This window comes from Paraburkholderia sp. XV (genome assembly GCF_020177535.1).
Lineage (GTDB): Bacteria > Pseudomonadota > Gammaproteobacteria > Burkholderiales > Burkholderiaceae > Paraburkholderia > Paraburkholderia caribensis.
This window is the reverse complement of the sequence record NZ_JAGUUD010000025.1, coordinates 54,636-75,986: the sequence shown is the minus strand read 5'-3', so window position 1 is coordinate 75,986 and position 21,351 is coordinate 54,636. Positions and strand designations below refer to the sequence as shown.

Annotated in this window: 19 protein-coding genes and 1 tRNA gene; 7 read left to right on the top strand and 13 right to left on the bottom strand. The window is 62.1% G+C overall.

What is annotated here, in order from left to right:
• Positions 1 to 300 precede the first annotated feature (300 nt).
• From KFO72_RS15385 to KFO72_RS15355, 7 genes are all read right to left on the bottom strand, one after another.
• Positions 301 to 906 carry a histone H1-like DNA-binding protein gene (locus KFO72_RS15385; RefSeq protein WP_036003902.1) on the bottom strand — a complete coding sequence of 202 codons (606 nt, stop codon included), beginning with the start codon at positions 904 to 906 and terminating at the stop codon, positions 301 to 303.
• Between the two features lie 30 nt (positions 907 to 936).
• Positions 937 to 1,263: a hypothetical protein gene (locus KFO72_RS15380; protein ID WP_082433725.1), complete on the bottom strand. Its 327-nt coding sequence runs from the start codon at positions 1,261 to 1,263 to the stop codon at positions 937 to 939.
• Between the two features lie 79 nt (positions 1,264 to 1,342).
• A complete protein-coding gene (locus tag KFO72_RS15375) occupies positions 1,343 to 2,566 on the bottom strand; it encodes a ribonucleotide-diphosphate reductase subunit beta (protein ID WP_054929023.1) in 1,224 nt (407 codons plus the stop codon).
• A 571-nt stretch (positions 2,567 to 3,137) separates the two neighbouring features.
• The gene (locus tag KFO72_RS15370; RefSeq protein WP_054929024.1) at positions 3,138 to 6,131 is read right to left on the bottom strand and encodes a ribonucleoside-diphosphate reductase subunit alpha; all 2,994 of its coding nucleotides are present in this window, start codon (positions 6,129 to 6,131) and stop codon (positions 3,138 to 3,140) included.
• A gap of 496 nt (positions 6,132 to 6,627) precedes the next feature.
• Entirely contained in the window at positions 6,628 to 7,248 is a 621-nt protein-coding gene (ampD, locus tag KFO72_RS15365; RefSeq protein ID WP_054929025.1) for a 1,6-anhydro-N-acetylmuramyl-L-alanine amidase AmpD, read from the bottom strand.
• Complete coding sequence (locus KFO72_RS15360; RefSeq protein WP_225032493.1) at positions 7,245 to 7,580, bottom strand: PP0621 family protein; 336 nt, start codon at positions 7,578 to 7,580, stop codon at positions 7,245 to 7,247. Before KFO72_RS15360 ends, ampD begins: the two co-directional genes overlap by 4 nt.
• 5 nt (positions 7,581 to 7,585) lie before the next feature.
• Entirely contained in the window at positions 7,586 to 8,530 is a 945-nt protein-coding gene (locus KFO72_RS15355; RefSeq protein ID WP_054929027.1) for an inner membrane protein YpjD, read from the bottom strand.
• Positions 8,531 to 8,610: 80 nt separating this feature from the next.
• Between KFO72_RS15355 and ffh the strand changes: the two genes are divergently transcribed.
• On the top strand, positions 8,611 to 9,978 hold the full coding sequence (ffh, locus tag KFO72_RS15350) for a signal recognition particle protein (protein ID WP_054929028.1): 1,368 nt from the start codon (positions 8,611 to 8,613) through the stop codon (positions 9,976 to 9,978).
• Positions 9,979 to 10,131: 153 nt separating this feature from the next.
• Entirely contained in the window at positions 10,132 to 10,683 is a 552-nt protein-coding gene (locus KFO72_RS15345; RefSeq protein ID WP_036002518.1) for a hypoxanthine-guanine phosphoribosyltransferase, read from the top strand.
• 62 nt (positions 10,684 to 10,745) lie between these two features.
• Here KFO72_RS15345 and KFO72_RS15340 read toward each other — a convergent pair whose 3' ends face one another.
• Both KFO72_RS15340 and KFO72_RS15335 read right to left on the bottom strand, forming a co-directional pair.
• Entirely contained in the window at positions 10,746 to 11,351 is a 606-nt protein-coding gene (locus tag KFO72_RS15340; protein WP_054929029.1) for a MarC family protein, read from the bottom strand.
• A 12-nt stretch (positions 11,352 to 11,363) separates the two neighbouring features.
• A complete protein-coding gene (locus KFO72_RS15335) occupies positions 11,364 to 13,100 on the bottom strand; it encodes a proline--tRNA ligase (protein WP_054929030.1) in 1,737 nt (578 codons plus the stop codon).
• Between the two features lie 289 nt (positions 13,101 to 13,389).
• Here KFO72_RS15335 and KFO72_RS15330 point away from each other — a divergent pair, with 289 nt between their 5' ends.
• Together KFO72_RS15330 and KFO72_RS15325 are read left to right on the top strand one after the other, a co-directional pair.
• Positions 13,390 to 14,088, top strand: a complete 699-nt coding sequence (locus KFO72_RS15330) for an RNA pyrophosphohydrolase (protein ID WP_036002508.1) — start codon at positions 13,390 to 13,392, stop codon at positions 14,086 to 14,088.
• A gap of 75 nt (positions 14,089 to 14,163) precedes the next feature.
• Positions 14,164 to 14,748, top strand: a complete 585-nt coding sequence (locus tag KFO72_RS15325; protein ID WP_054929031.1) for a CNP1-like family protein — start codon at positions 14,164 to 14,166, stop codon at positions 14,746 to 14,748.
• A gap of 117 nt (positions 14,749 to 14,865) precedes the next feature.
• Here the strand turns inward: KFO72_RS15325 and proB are convergent, their stop codons facing one another.
• The 4 genes from proB to rplU all read right to left on the bottom strand — a co-directional run bounded on the left by proB (position 14,866) and on the right by rplU (position 17,994).
• A complete protein-coding gene (gene proB / locus KFO72_RS15320; protein WP_036002504.1) occupies positions 14,866 to 15,984 on the bottom strand; it encodes a glutamate 5-kinase in 1,119 nt (372 codons plus the stop codon).
• 73 nt (positions 15,985 to 16,057) lie between these two features.
• Complete coding sequence (gene cgtA, locus KFO72_RS15315) at positions 16,058 to 17,173, bottom strand: Obg family GTPase CgtA (protein ID WP_054929032.1); 1,116 nt, start codon at positions 17,171 to 17,173, stop codon at positions 16,058 to 16,060.
• A 221-nt stretch (positions 17,174 to 17,394) separates the two neighbouring features.
• Entirely contained in the window at positions 17,395 to 17,658 is a 264-nt protein-coding gene (rpmA, locus tag KFO72_RS15310; RefSeq protein ID WP_036002497.1) for a 50S ribosomal protein L27, read from the bottom strand.
• Positions 17,659 to 17,682: 24 nt separating this feature from the next.
• The gene (gene rplU, locus KFO72_RS15305) at positions 17,683 to 17,994 is read right to left on the bottom strand and encodes a 50S ribosomal protein L21 (protein ID WP_007747161.1); all 312 of its coding nucleotides are present in this window, start codon (positions 17,992 to 17,994) and stop codon (positions 17,683 to 17,685) included.
• Between the two features lie 238 nt (positions 17,995 to 18,232).
• Here rplU and KFO72_RS15300 point away from each other — a divergent pair, with 238 nt between their 5' ends.
• From KFO72_RS15300 to KFO72_RS15290, 3 genes are all read left to right on the top strand, one after another.
• Positions 18,233 to 19,225, top strand: a complete 993-nt coding sequence (locus KFO72_RS15300) for a polyprenyl synthetase family protein (protein ID WP_225032492.1) — start codon at positions 18,233 to 18,235, stop codon at positions 19,223 to 19,225.
• 52 nt (positions 19,226 to 19,277) lie between these two features.
• A tRNA-Pro gene (locus KFO72_RS15295) sits at positions 19,278 to 19,354 on the top strand.
• A gap of 130 nt (positions 19,355 to 19,484) precedes the next feature.
• Positions 19,485 to 21,185, top strand: coding sequence for a DUF6538 domain-containing protein (locus tag KFO72_RS15290; RefSeq protein WP_225032491.1), 1,701 nt, complete (start codon positions 19,485 to 19,487; stop codon positions 21,183 to 21,185).
• The last annotated feature ends 166 nt before the right edge of the window (positions 21,186 to 21,351 follow it).

Below are 21,351 nucleotides of genomic sequence, written 5' to 3'. Positions count from 1 at the left end.
CCCCGCACAGGGGCAACGCGTGAAGCACGCTAACGAATCGCGGATGCCAGCGAAAAGGCCAAAACACCAAACGGCGACGCCCGAAGCACGCTAACAATTCGCGGATGCCAGCGAAAGCAAAAGCGCGAGCAAGAGCAACCCAGCAAATGCCCCAGCCACAACAGAACCCATCGTCGAAGACAAACCAAAACCAAAAGCAAAAAGCAAAAAATCCCGCCACCAGTCACCCGGCGACGGGATCAACGCTGATCGAGCAACAATCGCCACTCAATCAACCGACGCACTCACGTGCGTCACTTCTTACGGACGGCTGCCCGTCGGGAACGGCCATGCTGCAGCCGGGTTCAGAGCCGTCTTCACCGTAGCAGCCGGCGCCGTCGAAGCAGCGGGCGCAGCCGGAGCAGGTGCTGCCTTCTTCGCAACAGCCTTCTTCGCAGGGGCAGCCTTCTTCGCAGGCGCAGCGGCCTTCTTCGCGGCAGCCTTCTTCGCAGGCGCAGCCTTTTTGGCGGCAGCCTTTTTCGCAGGCGCCTTCTTCGCTGCGGCCTTCTTCGCTGCAGCCTTCTTCGCCGGCGCTGCCTTCTTCGCAGCAACCTTCTTCACGGCGACTTTCTTCGCCGCAACCTTCTTCGCTGCAGCCTTCTTCGCCGGTGCTGCCTTCTTCGCAGCAACCTTCTTCACGGCGACTTTCTTCGCTGCAACCTTCTTCGTTGCGACCTTCTTCGCAGCTGCCTTCTTCGCCGGTGCAGCCTTCTTCGCTGCAACCTTCTTCACGGCGACTTTCTTCGCAGCGACCTTCTTCACGGCAACCTTCTTCACCGCTGCCTTCTTCGCCGGAGCAGCCTTCTTCGCAACGACCTTCTTCGCTGCAGCCTTCTTGGCTGCCGGTTTCTTCTTGGCGAGTGCCATCATTTTCTCCTTCAGGTTTTCAGATGAGAGTCAGTTCAAACTACACCCTTCGTCAAAACCCGCTTCCCGCGGACGCTTCTCACGGCGGCCACTGCGAAGCGGGCTATTCATCGGCGTACGCAGCTCCAGCGCGCTTACGCTAATGAATACGGTAAGGCGCGCCGTGCCATCGGGCACAGCGCGCCAAGTCCAGTCGGCGCCGGATCTCGACGCCGCGAATCGTTTGATCGAGCCGCTCGCTCTGTAGCGAACGGCTTTTTCCGGGGGGAAGTTTGCCCATCCCACTGAAGGGTTCGCAAAGTGCCTGTGATCTTTATAGGCCGTGGTAATCCACGGCGCACCGGGCACGCTCTGCATCAGGCGGTCATGCTCCTCACCAAACTTGCCGCGGCACAGCCAGCGGCAACCCCATCAAATACATATGCGACGCGTTGGGTTATTCCCAGGACAGCGCGCCACCGGTCTGATATTCGATAACCCGAGTCTCGAAGAAGTTGCGCTCCTTCTTCAGGTCGATCATCTCGCTCATCCACGGGAACGGGTTTTCCTCGTTCGGGAACAGCGGATCGAGACCGATCTGCTGGCAACGGCGGTTGCAGATGAAGCGCAAATAGCTCTTGAACATCGACGCATTGAGGCCGAGCACCCCGCGCGGCATCGTGTCTTCTGCGTAGCGATATTCGAGGTCGACCGCAGCCTTGAAGATTTCGCGGATCTCCGCGCGGAACTCAGCCGTCCAAAGATGCGGGTTTTCGAGTTTGATCTGGTTGATCAGGTCGATGCCGAAGTTGCAGTGCATCGACTCGTCACGCAGGATGTATTGGTACTGTTCCGCCGCGCCCGTCATCTTGTTCTGGCGGCCGAGCGCCAGGATTTGCGTAAAGCCGACGTAGAAGAACAGCCCTTCCATCACGCACGCGAACACGATCAGCGACTTGAGGAGTTTCTGGTCTGCCTCGAGCGTACCCGTCTTGAAGGCCGGGTCGGTCAGCGTGTGGATGAACGGAATCAGGAATTCGTCTTTGGCGCGAATCGACGCGACTTCATGGTACGCGTTGAAGATTTCGCCCTCGTCGAGACCGAGCGACTCGACGATGTACTGGTATGCGTGCGTGTGGATCGCCTCTTCGAACGCCTGGCGCAGCAGGAACTGGCGGCATTCGGGCGCCGTGATGTGGCGGTACGTACCGAGGACGATGTTGTTCGCGGCGAGCGAGTCGGCCGTCACGAAGAAGCCGAGGTTGCGCTTGACGATGCGGCGCTCGTCTTCGGTCAGACCGTTCGGGTCTTTCCACAGCGCGATGTCGCGCGACATGTTGATTTCTTGCGGCATCCAGTGGTTCGCGCAACCGGAGAGGTACTTCTCCCACGCCCACTTGTACTTGAACGGCACCAGCTGATTGACGTCGGTCTGGCCGTTGATGATGCGTTTGTCGGCGACATTCACGCGCGCTTCGGAAGCGACTGCCGGCGAGTTGGTCTGTGCCGGCGGAGCGACTGCGAAGTCGTTCGCGAAGATGTTTTGAGCCGAGGGAGCTTGATGAGCGGAACGCGTTTCGACTTGCGAACCGACGGCCGTTCCCGCAGCGTTGCGCAACACGTTTTGTTGCGAAGCACTCGAGGGAGTTACGGCAGTGATCTCGTCATCCCAGTTGAGCATAAATGTCACCATCAATTTAGATCGGTTTGTACCATCTTTTCACGAGCGTTAAAAGGGTCCGCTCATGAAAAATCCTGTTTTCGAATCGCGTTGCGACCTACATACAACACTTTGTTCATTGGTGTGTGAAGGTCACGCGTTGCGATTCGATCGAAACGTGTGTCGATGAAGCGCGATGCACGATCGAAAGCGCGTTGCTTCAGTGATGCGTATGCGTTGCTTCTGCGTTGTTCCGAACTCGAAACGTTGCTGCTTCGCTTGCGTTGCGCGTGTCGTGCGAAGCGCGTTGGGCGCGCGATGCATCGGCATCTCGTCGCTCGCGCTACGCCTTCATCATGCGAGCGCCGTTCAGGGTTTTCTCGCACATGTCGCTGAGGTGTAGCACGCGATGTTCCTCGTTGCGTCGCGTGCTTCTCTGTTGCGACTGCCACGAGCGCCACGCTGGCTTCGTGTCGCGATGAGCGGTGCGTTCGGCCGACTCCGCTCATCGCTTGCTGCTGATTTGCTGCCTGTCTGCTGCTACCGCCGGCGAGCGCCGGCGGCTGACTCACTACTATATGAAGCGTTGCGCTTACTGGCAGGCTTCGCACTCTTCGAAGCCAGGATCGCCCGGACGCATCATGCACACGGGACCATCCGCTTCCGGCGCAGCCTCGACTGCCACCGCCGCCGATGCCTGGAAGCCGCCCGTCACACCCGACGAACCCACACCGCCGCCGACGCCGAAGCCGCCCGCCGCGCCGCCGGCACCACCCGCGCCGCCGTCGCTCGACGGCACTGCGTTCAGCGCGCCGTGCGCGACCGTCGACTTCTCGACGTGCGTCGCCGCCATCGTGCGGAGGTAGTACGTCGTCTTCAGGCCGCGCAGCCACGCGAGCTTGTAGACCTCGTCGAGCTTCTTGCCTGACGCGCCTGCCATGTAGATGTTGAGCGACTGCGCCTGGTCGATCCACTTCTGACGGCGCGACGCCGCTTCGACCAGCCACGTTGCATCGACTTCGAACGCGGTCGCGTAGATCGCGCGGAGGTCGCCCGGCACGCGGTCGATGCGCGACAGCGAGCCGTCGAAGTACTTCAGGTCGGCGACCATCACTTCGTCCCACAGGCCGCGCGCCTTCAGATCACGCACGAGGTAGTCGTTCACCACCGTGAATTCGCCCGACAGGTTCGACTTCACATACAGGTTCTGGAACGTCGGCTCGATACATGCAGACACGCCGATGATGTTCGAGATCGTCGCCGTCGGGGCGATCGCGACGCAGTTCGAGTTACGCATGCCGTACGTCGCGATGCGCGAGCGCAGCGACGCCCAGTCCATCGATTCGCTCGAATCGACTTCGATGTAGCCGCCGCGCGCTTCCTCGAGCAGCTTCAGCGTGTCCTGCGGGAGGATGCCGCGATCCCACAGCGAGCCGCGGTAGGTCGCGTAACGGCCGCGCTCTTCCGCCAGTTCCGTCGACGCCCAGTATGCGTAGTAGCAGACGGCTTCCATCGAACGGTCGGCGAACTCGACGGCTTCCTGCGAGGCGTACGGCGTGCGCAGCACGTGCAGGCAATCCTGGAAGCCCATGATGCCCATGCCGACCGGACGGTGCTTCAGGTTCGAGTTACGCGCCTTCGCGACCGCGTAGTAGTTGATGTCGATCACGTTGTCGAGCATGCGCATCGCGACGCTGATCGTGCGCTTCAGCTTGTCGTGGTCGAGCGCCACCGTGCCGTCGGCCTGCTCCTTCAGATGCGCGACGAGGTTCACCGAGCCGAGGTTGCAGACGGCGATTTCAGTGTCGCTCGTGTTCAGCGTGATTTCCGTGCAGAGGTTCGACGAGTGGACCACGCCGACATGCTGCTGCGGCGAGCGCACATTGCACGGATCCTTGAACGTGATCCACGGATGGCCCGTTTCGAACAGCATGCCCAGCATCTTGCGCCACAGTTGCGCCGCCGGGATCTTCTTGAACAGCTTGATCTCGCCGCGCGCCGCTTTCTCTTCGTAAGCCGTGTAGGCCTTCTCGAAGTCGGCGCCGAACAGGTCGTGCAGGTCCGGGCAGGTGGACGGCGAGAACAGCGTCCAGTCGCCGCCTTCGTGGACACGCTTCATGAACAGGTCGGGAATCCAGTTCGCCGTGTTCATGTCGTGCGTGCGGCGACGGTCGTCACCCGTGTTCTTGCGCAGCTCGAGGAATTCTTCGATGTCGAGGTGCCACGATTCCAGGTACGCGCACACCGCGCCCTTGCGCTTGCCGCCCTGGTTCACGGCGACGGCCGTGTCGTTGACGACCTTCAGGAACGGCACGACGCCTTGCGACTTGCCGTTGGTGCCCTTGATGTGCGAGCCGAGCGCGCGCACGCGCGTCCAGTCGTTGCCCAGACCGCCCGCGAACTTCGACAGCAGCGCGTTTTCCTTCAGCGCTTCGTAGATGCCGTCGAGGTCGTCGTCGACCGTCGTCAGGTAGCACGACGACAGTTGCGAGCGGCGCGTGCCCGAGTTGAACAGCGTCGGCGTCGACGACATGAAGTCGAACGACGACAGCACGTTGTAGAACTCGATCGCGCGCGCTTCGCGGTCGATCTCGTTCAGCGACAGACCCATCGCGACACGCATAAAGAATGCCTGCGGCATTTCGATGCGCGTGCCGTCGGCGTGCAGGAAGTAGCGGTCATACAGCGTCTGCAGGCCGAGGTAGCCGAACTGCAGGTCGCGGTTCGCGTCGAGCGCGGCGCCCAGGCGCTTCAGGTCGAACTGCAGCAGCTTGTCGTCGAGCAGTTCGGCCTGCACGCCACGCTTGATGAAGAGCGGGAAGTACTCGGCATAGCGCTCGCCCATTTCGGCTTGCGTGACTTCCTCTTCGAGGATCTCGCGGCGGATCGTGTGCAGCAGGATGCGAGCCGTCACCTGGCTGTAGGCCGGGTCCTTTTCGATCATCGTGCGCGCAGCGAGGATGGCCGAGTCGTAGACCTGGCTCATCGGCACGCCGTCGTACAGGTTCTTGATCGTTTCCGTGACGATCGGCTCGGCGCTCACTGCGTCGCCCAGATTCGCGCAGGCGGATTCGATGATGCCGCGCAGCGCTGCCATATCCAGCGGACGCGTGATGCCGTTGTCGGTCACGTTCAGGCCCGACGCACCTGCCGTGACTTCCGGCTCATGGCTGCGTTCCTGGCTGCGCTTCTCGCGGTACAGCACGTAAGCACGCGCGACGTTGTGCTCGCCCGTGCGCATCAGCGCGAGTTCGACCTGATCCTGAATGTCTTCGATATGGAACGTGCCGCCGTTCGGGCGGCTGCGCACCAGCGCGCGCACGACGTTCTGCGTGAGTTGCTCGACCAGTTCGCGAACGCGTGCCGACGCCGCGCCCTGACCACCGTTGACGGCCAGAAACGCCTTCGTCACGGCGATGGCGATTTTCGAAGGCTCGAACGACACCACGCTGCCATTGCGACGGATCACCTTGTAGTCGGCGTAGCTCGTCTGCGGCGCGAGCGCTGCTGCGCCCTGTGCGAGCGCTTCGGGGCGGCCAGCGGGTGCGCCTTCGAACCGGGTCGTCACGTTGTCGGTGGTTTGCATGTGCAAAGCTCCTGGTCTTGGAATAGTGCGGAGTTACCGCGGATTAGTACAAACGCTGCGCCACCCCGGACGCATGCGATGAGGATGAAGAAGAGGAACAGCGGGAACCTTGCAACAGAGAGGCCGGATGCGACAGATCCGTCGGGACGTACTTCAACGTTGTGTGTGTCGCGATCACTTGGCTGCGCCTTTTCTTCGAATTTGCCGACGCACCGGTTCTCGTAACTGGTTGCGCCGCATCAGGTTTTTCAGTGCCGGTAATGCCGACGGCGCCATGCTCATGGAGCGGGGCGCCGCCTGAAACACAACATCTTGTGCAAAAACTGATTAACGGCACGAAGTATAGTGTACTGAACCGCCATCGCAAATTCTTTTATTTGGTCTGATGATCTTGACTTTTGCGATGCCCGCGTCGGAAAAAGCTGTCGGGGAAGAGACGCGCATTCACAATGCGCTTGCACCGTCTGTTGGATACCGCGCAGAAAAATTCACGCGCTTACGGCGTTATCGGCGCGCGCGTCGACGGATGCAGATAGGGGAAGTACTGATCGGCGAGCGCGGTGTCGCGCTGCAGACGCGGCCAGTCGAAGTGCGGACCGGGATCGGTCTTGCGTCCCGGCGCGATGTCCGAGTGGCCGGCGAGCGCTTCGATCGCGTAGTGCGCCGCGAGCGCCTGCACGAGCGGCGCGAGCGTCGCGTATTGCGCCGCTTCGAACGGCGATGCGTCGCTGCCTTCGAGCTCGATGCCGATCGAAAAGTCGTTGCAGCGCTCGCGTCCGAAGAAGCTGGACGCGCCCGCGTGCCACGCACGTTCGTCGCACGATACGTACTGTTCCAGCGCGCCGTCGCGATGGATCACGAAATGCGCGGACACCCGCACGTCGCGCAGATGCGCGTCGTAGTACGGATGCGCGTCGCAATCGAGCCGGTTAAGGAATAGATCGGTGATGCCCGTACCGCCGAATTCGTTCGGCGGCAGGCTGATGTTGTGGACGACGATCAGCGTTGGACGCGCGCCATTTGGCCGCACCTCGAAATTGGGCGACGGCAGCTTGCGCGCTTCGTTGACCCAGCCGGTTGCATCGACGGTGAAACGCGCGGTGGCGTGGCCCGTCATCGCGCGTCGCGACCCGTCGGGCGGGTGGCGTAACGCTGCGCGTGATCGTGCGAGCAGAACGTCTGGCCCGCGACGAGCACGGAATCGCTCTTCGGCGCATGCACGCCACATTGGGCGCAACGGATCATCGGCTCGGCGAGCTGGCCTGCGGGCTTGCCGTTCGCAGTACCGCTCGCGTGACCATTGGCGCGCGCGCCCGAGCGCGCATTCGCGCCGGCGTCGCCGCCCGCTCCCGTGCGCGCCGACGTGCGCGCTGCGTCGGCGCGACGCAGCGCCTTCACCAGCCACTGGCCAACGATGAACAACAGAATCAGCAGAAAAATTTGTCGCATGACACTCAGACCACAGGGCGGTGCAACAGCACCTCGAAGACAAAACGGCTGCCGACATACGCAAGCAGCAGCGCGACGAACGACGCGAGCACCCAGCGCAATGCCGCGCGGCCGCGCCAACCCGACACTTTGCGCGCCGTCAGCAGCGCGCCGAACATGATCCACGACAGCAGCGCGAAGACAGTCTTGTGATCGAGCTGCAGCGCGCGGTCGAGCAATTGTTCGTTGAACAGGATGCCCGAGACCAGCGTCAGCGTGAGCAGCACGAAACCCGCGCCGATCAGACGGAACAGCAGCGTCTCCAGCGTGAGGAGCGGCGGCAGCGTGTCGAGCCAGCTCGACAGCCAGCCGTCGTTGCTCGCGGCGCTCTGCCGCGTAAGACCGCCGCCGCCGCGCATCGCGTGCAGACGCCGCTCGACCAGCAGCATCAGCACCGCATGCAGCGCGGCGATCACGAACAGACCGTAGGCAACGTTGGCGATCAGGAAGTGCAGCTTGAACAGCGGATCGGCTGCGTACGACAGCACGTGCACGCCGTTGAACACGAGCGGCAGCAGCGACGCAATGCACGCGAGCGGCAGCACGAGCAGACGCAAGCCGTCGAGCGGGAAAAAGAAACTCTCGATCCAGTAGATGCCCGCGCCGAGCCAGAACATCGCGGACAGCGCGAACGCGAAGCCGAACACCATCGCGTCGTGCGGGAAAATGGTGGTGTGCAGCAGCACGCCATGCGCGAGCAGCGCGACGAGAAGCACGACGCGCGTGGTAATCGACATGCCGGCGGAGGCGGCCGCCAGCCCTCGCCCGCCCGCCGGCAGCGGCGCAGCGGGAGACAGCGGCGACACGCTCCCGATCAGCGGCGCGGCCGCCGCCTGCCGGTGCGCGCGCCAGCCCGCGACGGCGAGACCGCCGTACAGGAGCGCAGTGAGGGCATACAGTACAATATCCATATTCGAAGTTTACACCAGGCCCTCCAAAGTCCGCCGGTCTCGCGCGGTGACGGAGCCGGCCGCACTGCTCATCGCCCCCCATGCTCGACAACCTCACTCAACGGATGGCGCGCGTCGTCAAGACGCTGCGCGGCGAAGCCCGGCTCACCGAGGCGAATACCCAGGAGATGCTGCGCGAAGTGCGCCTCGCACTCCTCGAAGCGGACGTGGCGCTGCCCGTCGTGCGCGACTTCATCGCGAAGGTGAAGGAAAAGGCGCTCGGCGAGGAAGTGATCGCCAGCCTGTCGCCGGGTCAGGCCCTGGTCGGCGTCGTGCAGCGCGAGCTGACGGCCGTGATCGGCGGCGACTACGAAGGCAAGGCCGTCGAACTGGATCTCGCCGTCACGCCGCCCGCCGTCATCCTGATGGCCGGCCTGCAGGGCGCGGGTAAGACGACCACGGTCGGCAAGCTCGCAAAGCTGTTGCGCGAGAAGTACAAGAAGAAAGTACTGACGGTGTCGTGCGACGTGTACCGCCCCGCCGCTATCGCGCAGTTGAAGACGGTGACCGAACAGGTCGGCGCCGACTTCTTCCCGTCGCAGCCGGACCAGAAGCCCGTCGAAATCGCGCGCGCCGCCGTCGACTGGGCGAAGCGCCACTATCACGACGTTCTGCTCGTCGACACGGCCGGCCGTCTCGGTATCGACGAAGCGATGATGAACGAGATCACCGCGCTGCATAAGGAACTGAATCCGGCCGAAACGCTGTTCGTCGTCGACGCGATGCTCGGTCAGGACGCCGTGAACACCGCCAAAGCCTTCAACGACGCTCTGCCGCTCACGGGCGTCGTGCTGACCAAGCTCGACGGCGATTCGCGCGGCGGCGCGGCGCTGTCCGTGCGTCACGTGACGGGCAAGCCGATCAAGTTCGTCGGCGTGGCGGAAAAGCTCGACGGCCTCGAAATCTTCTATCCGGACCGCATGGCGAACCGGATTCTCGGCATGGGCGACATTCTCGCGCTCGTCGAGGAAGCGCAGCGCGGCGTCGACGTTCAAGCCGCGCAGAAGCTCGCCGACAAGGTCAAGAAAGGCGGCGATTTCGATCTGAACGATTTCCGCGCGCAGCTTTCACAGATGAAGAAGATGGGCGGTCTGTCGTCGCTGATGGACAAGCTGCCCGCGCAGTTCCAGCAGGCCGCGTCGAATGCCGACATGGGCCAGGCCGAAAAGCAGATGCGCCGCATGGAAGGCATCATCAACTCGATGACCGCGCAGGAGCGCGCGAAGCCCGATCTGATCAAGGCGACGCGCAAGCGCCGCATTGCCGCGGGCGCGGGCGTGCAGGTGCAGGAAGTCAACCGCCTGCTGAACCAGTACGACCAGATGCGCACGATGATGAAAAAGCTCAAGGGCGGCAATCTGCAGAAAATGATGCGCGGCATGAAGGGCATGTTGCCGGGCATGCGCTGATCCTTGCCGGCCGCTGTGCGCTCGCCGGCAAATGCGAGCGCGCGGCGGCCACCACGGCCCGGCGCGTATGCCGAACCAGACGCGGGTATATGCTGTAGCGCGCAGGGTCGTTGTCTTTCACACTATGTATACAGTTACCGCCCGTCCGACGTCATGAATCGCGAAGAAGCTCTCCACATTTTCAGTCACTCCGAAGAAATCGTTTCGGCCAGCGACGTCAACGCCTCCATCAGCCACATGGCCGACGCGATCCGCGCCGAGATGGCCGAAGACTTTCCGCTCGTGCTGTCGGTGATGGGCGGCGCGGCGGTGTTCACAGGCATGCTGCTGCCGCACCTCGATTTCCCGCTCGAGTTCGACTACATCCACCTCACCCGCTATCGCAACGCGATCAAGGGCAGCGCCGAGATGCAATGGCGCGTCGCGCCTTCGGGTTCCGTGAAGGACCGCGTCGTGCTCGTGCTCGACGACATCCTCGATGAAGGCGAGACGATGGCCGCGATCCGCGACCGCATCATGGATATGGGCGCGAAGCGCTTCATGAGCGCCGTGCTGTGCGAGAAGATCCTTCAGAAGGCGAAGCCGCTGCACCCGGATTTCTGCGGTTTCGAAGTGCCCGACCGCTATGTGTTCGGCTGCGGGATGGACGCGAAAGGCTACTGGCGCAATCTGCCGACTATCCGCGCGCTGACGGAAGGCGCCTGACGCTTCCCTGTTCGCCGTGGATAAAAAAAGCGACCTCCCGGGGTCGCTTTTTTGTTGAACCGCTATTTGTCGAGCTGATGCACGAAAGTGCGGATGCCGCCGAGCATCATCTCCACCGAAATCGCGACGAGCACGAGACCCATCAGCCGCTCGAACGCCGTCACCGTGCGCTCGCCGAGCCATTGCTGGATGCGCTCCGCGAGCACCAGCACGATCGCGCAGACGATCATCGTCACCGTCAGCGCCGCCATCCACTCGAACATCTTGCTCGGCGCCTGCGATGTCAGCAGCATCACCGTCGCCAGCGCCGACGGACCGGCGAGCGCGGGTATCGCGAGCGGCACGATCATCGGCTCGGCGGCCCGCGTGTCCGCGCCGAACGGGCCGTCGGGATGCGGGAAGATCATCCGCAGCGCGATCAGGAACAGCACAATGCCGCCGCCGATGCGCAATGACAGATCCGTTAGGCTCATCATCCGCAGAAAGCGGTCGCCGACCAGCATGAAGACCAGCAGGATCACGAAGGCGATGGCGACTTCGCGCAGAATCACGCGGATGCGCCGGTGAGGCGCAACACCCCGCAGGCAGTTGATGAAGAGCGGGATGTTGCCGAGTGGATCAGTGATGAGTATCAGCAGGATGGTCGCGGACAGGAAGTTGTACTCCACCGTCCGCTCCCGTCAGCGCGCAAGCGCTGCGTTGATCTTGTCGATCACGACCTGCGCCGCGCCTTCGACGGGCAACAGCGTGGCTTCTGCGTCGCGGCGGCCCTGGTACTCGAGCTTGCCGTCCTTCAGGCCACGATCGCCGATGACCAGACGGTGCGGCACGCCGATCAGTTCCCAGTCCGCGAACATCACGCCCGGACGCTCGCCGCGATCGTCGAGAATCACGTCGATGCCCGCTGCCGTCAGCTCGTCGTGCAGCTTGTCCGCCTGCTCGCGCACGGCGTCGCTGCGGTCGTAGCCCATCGGGCACAGCACGACTTCGAACGGCGCGATCGATTCCGGCCAGATGATGCCCTTGTCGTCGAAGTTCTGCTCGATCGCCGCGCCGAGAATACGCGTGACGCCGATGCCGTAACAGCCCATTTGCATCGGCTGCGGCTTGCCGGATTCGTCGAGGCACGTCGCGTTCATCGCTTCCGAATACTTGGTGCCGAGTTGGAACACGTGGCCGACCTCGATGCCGCGGCAAATGTCGATCACGCCCTTGCCGTCCGGCGACGGGTCGCCCTTCTTCACGTTGCGGATATCCGCGACGACCGGCTCGGGCAGATCGCGGCCCCAGTTGACGCCCGTCGTGTGGAAATCGACCTCGTTCGTGCCGACCACGAAGTCGCTCATGTTCGCGACCGTGCGGTCCGCGATCACCTTGACCGGCTTCTTCGTGTTGATCGGCCCGAGGTAGCCCGGCGGCGTGCCGAACCACTCCACAATCTCTTCTTCCGTCGCGAAGCGGAACTCGGCGAGACCCGGCAGCTTGTTGACCTTGATCTCGTTCAGATCGTGGTCGCCGCGCAGCATCAGCAGCCAGATGGTCGGCTCTGCGCCTTCGTTTTCGGTGGCGAGGATGATCGACTTGATGGTCTTTTCGAGCGGAATGTCCAGATATTCGGCGACGGCTTCGCACTTGGCCTTGCCCGGCGTCGGCGTCTTCTTCAACGCTTCCTTCGGCGCAGCGCGTTCGGCGATCAGCGGCAGCGCTTCAGCCGCTTCGACGTTCGATGCGAAATCCGACGTCGGGCAGTAAGCGATATCGTCTTCGCCCGTATCGGCGATCACGTGGAATTCATGCGAGCCACTGCCGCCGATCGAGCCGTTGTCCGCCGCGACCGCGCGGAAGTCGAGGCCGAGGCGCGTGAAGATGCGCACATAGGCGTCGTACATCTTGCGATACGACTCTTTCAGGCCGTCCGCGTCCTTATCGAACGAATACGCGTCCTTCATGATGAACTCACGGCCGCGCATCACGCCGAAACGCGGACGGATTTCGTCGCGGAACTTCGTCTGGATCTGATAGAAGTTCACGGGCAGCTGACGGTAGCTCTTGATCTGGTTACGCGCGATATCCGTCACGACTTCTTCGTGCGTCGGTCCGATCACGAAGTCGGTCTGCTTGCGGTCCTTGAAGCGCAGCAGTTCGGGACCATATTTTTCCCAGCGGCCCGATTCCTGCCACAGCTCCGCCGGCTGCACAGCCGGCATCAGCAGTTCGATCCCGCCTGCACGGTTCATTTCCTCGCGCACGATCGCTTCCACCTTACGGATCGAACGCAAGCCAATTGGCAGATAGTTGTAGATGCCGCCAGCGACGCGCCGGATCATCCCGGCCCGCACCATGAGCTTGTGACTGACGATTTCCGCGTCGGCGGGCGCTTCCTTCAGGGTGCCAATAAAGAATCGGGAGGCTTTCATTCAGAATTTTCCAAAAGCGGCGGACCAAAGGGGCCGCCCGAAAGGGTAAGACGATGGGTTCGCGCGCCTGAGCGCCAGATCATGTCCGCGCACGCTGTGACAGGCCGAAAAGCGATTGTCGCATGCGCGGGCATTTGTCCAACGACGTGCCAAAAGCGCCGGAAAGCGGCTTTCGAGGCGACGGACGAGGCTTGTTGCGGGCAATCGCGCCAATCTGGTGCGAGGCGGTGCGTCGGACCCGTTATCTGTTTATAATCAAAGCAATTTTAAAGGATTCGAAGGTGGTTGTATGCTGGATCGTGAAGGCTTTCGCCCGAACGTCGGCATCATCCTCTTGAACGCTCACAACGAGGTGTTTTGGGGCAAGCGTCTGCGTGAACATTCCTGGCAGTTTCCGCAAGGGGGCATCAAGTATGGTGAGACCCCCGTGCAGGCGATGTTCAGGGAATTGCACGAAGAAACCGGCCTGCTTCCGGAGCACGTCAAGGTTATCGGTCGCACGCGTGACTGGTTGCGTTATGAGGTGCCTGACAAGTTCATCAAGCGTGAGGTCCGCGGCCATTACCGCGGCCAGAAGCAGATCTGGTTCCTGCTCCGGATGGTTGGACGCGATTGCGACATTTGTTTGCGCGCGACCGATCACCCCGAGTTCGATGCCTGGCGCTGGAACGAGTACTGGGTGCCGCTCGACTGTGTGATCGAGTTCAAGCGGGATGTGTATCAGCTGGCGTTAACGGAATTGTCCCGTTTCCTGCGGCGTCCTGCGCCGCGCACGGAGCGGCCAGGTGGACATCATCACGGGCAGCGCTATCCACGGATGGCGTCGTCGGTGAATGCGCCACCTGGGGCGTCGATGGAGTCCGCGGCGTCCGTGACGACCGTCACGACGACATTTGTAGTCGAGACGACGCTGCGTGCGACAATCGGGTCTGACTGTTCGTCGACGGAAGATCCGGCGGCCGTTCAGGCACCGGGTCTGCGCGACTGACGCTAAGCGGCTGTCCACGCCGCATCTGCCGGTGCGGCGTGAGACACGCTGCGCCGGCGTTTCGAGGAAATCACATTGAAAGTATCTGCTTTCGCCGTGGCGTGCGTCGCCGCGGGCGTTCTGCTGGCTGGCTGTTCGAGCACCAAGAATCCCACTCCGTCTGACGCTTCCAAGTCTGAAGGTCCCAAGAGCGACTTTCAGTATCTGTTCGACCGGCCGTCGACGTGGACCGAAAAGAAAGTCGATACGCTCCCGGCCATGCCGCAACCCGGCGATCTGCTGCCGTTCAACGTTTCGCAGAACACACCGCTGCAGTTCGCGCTCGATGGGAAATCGCTGACGGTCGACAGCGACGGCGTAATTCGCTACACGGTGGTCATTACGAGCCCGAGCGGCGCGCGCAACGTGAACTACGAAGGGATTCGCTGCGAAGACTACTCGTGGAAGCTGTACGCGGGACTCAACGCCGATCACGACGGCTGGGACCGCACGGTCGAAAACGATTGGTCGCGCATCGAAAACGGCGATCTGAACGCGTATCACGCAGCGCTGTATCAGGACTTTTTCTGTTCGAGCAAGTTGCCAGTCGGCAAGGCGGATGTGATTCTGAACAATATCCGATACAAGCGCGTGAACAGCACGTTGATTCGCGGAAGCTGACACGACGGGTCTGTCATCTGCGCGCGTCTGCCTACCCGGCTCGATGCAGGCGCAACAAAAAGCCGTTCCACCTTGCGATGGAACGGCTTTTTTGTAGCCTGGCGCACGGGAGCGCGTCTAGATCAGCACCAGATTGTCCCGATGGATGAGTTCGGGCTCCAGCATGTAACCCAGCACAGATTCAATCTCGCCGCTCGGACGACGCTGGATAAGCTTCGTCTCCGCGCTGCTGTAGTTCGTCAACCCGCGCGCGACCTCGCGCCCCGACGGGCTCAGGCACGCGATCACCTCGCCGCGCGCGAACGCGCCCTGCACGCCGACTACGCCGATCGGCAGCAGACTCTTGCCGCCTTCTGTGAGCTTTTCGACAGCGCCGTCGTCGATCACGACATGCCCGCGCACCTGAAGATGATCGGCCATCCACTGCTTGCGCGCAGCCATACGAGCCGTGCGCGCGATCAGCTGTGTGCCGATCGCCTCGCCCGATGCGAGCCGGGCCAGTACGTCCGCCTCACGGCCGCTTGCGATCACCGTGTTCGCGCCGCTATGCGCCGCGCGCTTCGCCGCGAGAATTTTCGTCAACATGCCGCCGCGGCCGATGCTCGAGCCGGCGCCGCCCGCCATCGCCTCGAGTTCCGGCAAGCCCGCATCGGCCTGCTGGACGAGCGTCGCGGCCGGGTCCTTGCGCGGGTCCGCGGTGAAGAGACCTTGCTGGTCGGTCAGGATGATCAGCGCATCGCCTTCGATCAGATTCGCCACCAGCGCACCGAGCGTATCGTTGTCGCCGAACTTGATTTCGTCCGTGACGACGGTGTCGTTTTCATTGATGATCGGCACCACGCCCAGACGCAACAACGTCAGCAGCGTGGAGCGCGCGTTCAGATAGCGTTCGCGATCGGCCAGGTCGGCGTGCGTCAGCAGGATTTGCGCGGTGCGAATGGAATGCTCGGCGAAACGGCTTTCATAGACCTGCGCGAGGCCCATCTGGCCCACGGCGGCGGCTGCCTGCAGTTCGTCGATTTCACGCGGACGCCTGGTCCAGCCAAGGCGCTGCATGCCCTCGGCGATCGCGCCCGAGCTGACGAGCACGACTTCCTTGCCCTGCTCGCGCAGCGCGGCGATCTGCGCGGCCCAGCGGCCAATTGCCGCGTGATCGAGCCCGCGCCCGTCGTTCGTGACGAGACTCGAACCGACTTTCACTACCAATCGCCTGGAATCTGCGATAACGGAACGCATTGTGCGCGGCCTCCAAGATGATTCGTAAGGCCGGCGCATGCTGGGAGTGCGCCGGCATCCAGGGTACGGCTGTTTACTCCTGCGGCTCGACGGGCGCGCCCGCGCTGCCGCTCGCCTGCCCTTCCCGGAAGCGCACGTCAGCGGCCATATCTTCGGCTTCCGCCGCGCGGTGCGCATCCGAATGCTCGGAGATGTAGTCGTACACGGCGTAGCAGAGGCTTTCGCAGCCTTGGCCCGTGAGCGCCGAAATTTCGAAGACGGGGCCGTCCCATTCGAAGTCTTTCAGGAATTTGGCGACGCGTGCTTCGCGCTCGTCTTCGGGAACCATGTCGAGCTTGTTCAGCACCAGCCAGCGAGGCTTGCCGAACAGCTCTTCGTCGTACTTGCGCAGTTCGTTGACGATCGCCTTCGCTTCCGCGACGGGATCGACCGATTCGTCGAACGGCGCAAGATCGACGATATGCAGCAGCAAGCCCGTGCGCTGCAAGTGCCGCAGGAACTGATGCCCCAGGCCAGCACCTTCCGCCGCGCCTTCGATCAGCCCCGGAATGTCGGCGATGACGAAGCTGCGACTCGGCCCGACGCGCACCACGCCGAGATTCGGCGCAAGGGTCGTGAACGGATAATCGGCGATTTTCGGCTTCGCGTTCGACACCGAGGAAATGAACGTCGACTTGCCCGCGTTCGGCATGCCGAGCAAACCGACATCCGCGAGCACCTTCAATTCGAGGCGCACCATGCGGCGCTCGCCCGGCTTGCCTTCCGTCTTCTGACGCGGCGCGCGATTCGTACTGGACTTGAAGTGCAGGTTGCCGAGGCCGCCCGAGCCGCCTTGCGCGATCTGCACAGTCTGGTTGTGCTCGGTAAGGTCGGCGATCAACTCGCCCGTATCCATATCCGTGATGATCGTGCCGACGGGCATGCGCAACGTGATGTCGTCGCCGCCCTTGCCGTAGCAATCCGAGCCGCGGCCGTTTTCGCCGTTGCGCGCCTGATGTTTTTTCGCGTACCGGTAGTCGATCAGCGTGTTGATGTTGCGGTCTGCGACCGCAAAGACGCTGCCGCCGCGGCCGCCGTCGCCGCCGTCCGGACCGCCGAACGGGACGAACTTCTCGCGGCGCATCGACGCGCTGCCATCTCCCCCGTCGCCGGCGATGACTTCAATCCTCGCTTCGTCAATGAACTTCATGCGTTACTCCGTCCCGTAGGTATTGCTATTTTGCCGCGCGTGGCGCGCGTGCACCATTGGCCGAATGGCCAGATTGAGTCCGATTCTTGTCCCATCGCGACAACGACGTGCCGCGACGGATGCAGGTGTGCGAACAGAAGTCCGAAAAGCCTGCAAACAAAAAGGCCCCGCAAACTTCGCGGGGCCTTTTTTCCGGTCCTGAAGCCCGTGCCTGATTAAGCTCAGACAGCAGCCGGGACGACGTTGACCATGTGCTTCTTGCCGGCGCCCTTCGTCGAGAACTTGACGTGGCCGTCCGTCAGCGCGAACAAGGTGTGATCCTTGCCGATGCCGACGTTGTCACCCGGGTGCATACGCGTGCCGCGTTGACGCACGATGATGCCGCCAGCCAGGATCGCCTGACCGCCGTACACTTTCACGCCAAGTCGTTTCGACTCGGAGTCGCGGCCGTTCCGGGACGATCCGCCTGCCTTTTTGTGTGCCATTTGTTAGCTCCTTGCCCGATGCGCTTACGCGTTGATCGCGTCGATGCGCAGTTCGGTGTAGTTCTGGCGGTGGCCGCCATGCTTCTGGTAGTGCTTCCGGCGACGCATCTTGAAGATGGTCACTTTCTTGTGACGACCTTGAGACACGACGGTAGCCTTGACGGAAGCCCCACTGACCAGCGGCGTACCGAACTTAATCGATTCGCCTTCGCCCACTGCGAGAACCTGGTCGAGCGTGATTTCAGCGTCAATGTCTGCCGGTATCTGTTCTACTTTAAGTTTTTCGCCGACAGCAACTTTATACTGCTTGCCGCCGGTTTTTATGACCGCGTACATTGAAAACCTCACTCTGGATTCATTTTCCCCACGCACCACGCGCGGAAACCCTCGATTATACATAGAGTTAGCTGCGCGGTCAAAATCAGTTGACAACGACCGCGACCGCCCGTCCCGCGCGCGACAAATGCAGGCGATCCATCCGCAAACGGATCAAAACGACCATGAACAAATGGTGTCCGGCGCGGAAATGCCGCAGTTCGCCTTATAATTCGCGGCACTACCCGAATTCGCCACCATGTCGTCAACCGCCACCCCCACCCCCAACGCAGCAAATCTGCTCGCTCCGATCGCCGAAGACATGCAGCAGGTGAATCGCGTCATCCGGCACCGTCTGGCGTCCGAGGTGATGCTGATCAACCAGATCTCCGAGTACATCATCAGTGCCGGAGGCAAGCGTCTGCGGCCTGCGCTGCTGTTGCTCGTGGCAGGCGCGCTCGGCGACAGGACGGGGCATCGGCACGAACTGGCGGCCGTCGTCGAGTTCATCCATACGGCTACGCTGCTGCACGACGACGTCGTCGACGAATCGGATCTGCGCCGCGGCCGCCAGACGGCCAATGCGCTGTTCGGCAATGCGGCGAGCGTGCTGGTCGGCGACTTCCTGTATTCCCGCTCGTTCCAGATGATGGTCGGCGTGGGCAAGATGCGCGTGATGGAGATTCTTTCGGAAGCGACCAACATCATTTCCGAAGGCGAAGTGCTGCAGCTGTTGAACATGCACGACGCGGACGTCGACGAAGCGCGCTACATGCAGGTGATCCGCTACAAGACGGCCAAGCTGTTCGAGGCGGCGGCCCAGTTGGGCGCCGTGCTGGCGGGCGCCGACGCGACCACGGAAGCGGCTGCAGCGGAATTCGGCCGGCGCATCGGCACGGCCTTCCAGATCATGGACGACTGGCTCGACTATACGGGCACGCCGGAATCGATGGGCAAGAACGCTGGCGACGACCTGCGTGAAGGCAAGCCTACGCTGCCGCTCATCTATCTGATCGAACGCGGCACGCCCGAGCAGGCGGCGCTTGCGCGCGAGGCAATCGAACAAGGCGGCACGGACCGCTTCGACGAAATTTTCGAGGCCATCACGCATTCCGGCGCGCTGGATCACACGCTCGAATGCGCGAAGCAGGAAGCGCAGGCCGCAGCCGCAGCAATTTCTTCGTTTCCCGATTCCATTTACAAAGAAAGCCTGCTAGAATTATGTTCTTACTCGACGACGAGGCAGTCTTAATCGAGACTGACACGCCGGATTAGTCCGGATCGAGTGATCTGCAGTACCAAATCGGGGTGTAGCTTAGCCTGGTAGAGCGCTACGTTCGGGACGTAGAGGCCGGAGGTTCGAATCCTCTCACCCCGACCAGAATTTAAGGCTCGTAAGTAACTGATTGAATTGGGAAACCAAGCCAGTCAGGGACTTACGAGCCTTTGTCTTTTTCGACATCGTCAATCTACCTTGTCAATTCGCGTGTCAAAATGTGCGGATGGACGACATGACGAAGCTGCCTCCTGGACTAGAACCGCATCCCCAAAGCGGTATCTATCAACTCCGTATCGGCATCCCCAAGCACCTTCGACACCTGTTTCCTCGCACGCGTAGCGGCAAGCTGGCGACCGATGCTTATAGAGCCAGCCTCAAGACCCGCAACCGCGCTGAAGCGATCACCATCGCACACCGGCTGATAGCCGAACACCGAGTCCGGTTTCAGGCGCTGGAGGACAGTACGCGCCCCGCGCCATTCGTCCCGCTGTCAGAAGAGCTAGAGGCCTATATCGCCCAGGCCGTACAAAACTTGGTCTTGGCGCTGGATGAACAAACCCGTGTCAATCCGCTATTGGTTGGCGCCTACAGAGGCCAACGCTCCAATACCGCTGTGACGACATGGGATCAAACGGGGGACTTCCTGACCCAAGAGCAGGCTGTAGCAGCGCAACGGTTTGACCAGGAACAGGCCTGGGCTTGGAAGGCAGCGTTAGCTCGAGGAGACTTCTCGGCCACCCGTGAGTACGCAGACTTCGTTTGTGACCCTCTGTCTATTCGCGTGGAATGGGACACGACCGACGGTCGGCTGGCACTTCAGCGCATCACGCGGACTTTGGTTAGGGCCATGGATGCAGTGGCACAAAGAAGCCATGGTGAACCCGTAGATACGCCGCCTGCCCCCGTTATCCCCAAGGGACTCACTCCCGACGACGAGCCCGCAAAGAAGACTCGGGAAGCACCCAAAACCGTTTGGGACATGGTGCCGTCCTGGCAGCAGTGGAACGGGTATGCCGAGACAGACAACCCTGTAAAGCGCACCCGGAAGGCGCTAGAGTTATTCGAGGAAGCGTGCGGCACAGTCCCCTTGAGCGATCTGACGCGAGCGACCGGAGCAGCCTTTGTCAAGTTCCTGTTGGACAGCAAGGCGCGGGGCTTCGGAGCCAAGACCGCTCACAATCACTACACGTCCGTAAATGCTCTAGTGAACACGGCGGTAAAGGATGGCATCCTCGACCGCAACCAGTTCACGGTTTCGTTCGATAAGACCAAGGGCGCGAAGAAACGCGAAGGATGGACCGATAACGAACTGGAGCTATTGTTCGGGGCGCCTCTGTTCTCCGACCGTATGGAGCAGGTACACCACTGGGAAAATGTAACCCCCGAAGATGGTCGAGCTGCCGTGCTGCTGCTTCTGCATACCGGGGCTCGCATAGGTGAGATAGCGCAATTGCGTCGCGAGGACTTCCAAACTCGCCACGGCATCAAAACCGTTCGTATCACCGCTGAGGCCGGGACTGTCAAGACCGACGAATCGGAGCGTATCGTCGCGCTAGCTTCTCACTTGCTCGCGGACCCATGGTTCTCCGCGTGGCATGAGAGGATCGCGGGTAGTGCGGGCGGTGCGTTCCCGTCATTGAGCGGTCGAGCAACCGCACCGGGTGACACCTTGGGTAGATGGTTCTTGGAGCTTAGGCGCTCCCTCGGGTTGCCGACTGGTCGCCTTCACGGATCGCACAAATTTCGTCATTGGATACGCGGGGCGCTGGCCGATAAGGGAATCGGCACCGAAACGGCTGACTCAATCACGGGCCACGCCGCGCACGGCTCTAGCGGTCGAGTGGACTACACCAAGGCAGCAAGCCCCAAGACCATGCGCGAGGCTCTAGACAGTCTTGAATGGCCTAGGATCACGGCAACACCTCGACCTTAACCCATGCCTGAGCACCCCTTTACCACGTAAGCGCCCGCGTCGGCGTGTGTCAGTGCATCAGCCCCGGCCGATACGGCGGCACTCAACACACCGGCTCGCATCGCCATCCCTGAAAAAATGGTTCGGCCACGCTGCGTTGGTCGAACCCGGCATCATTTAATGGTTG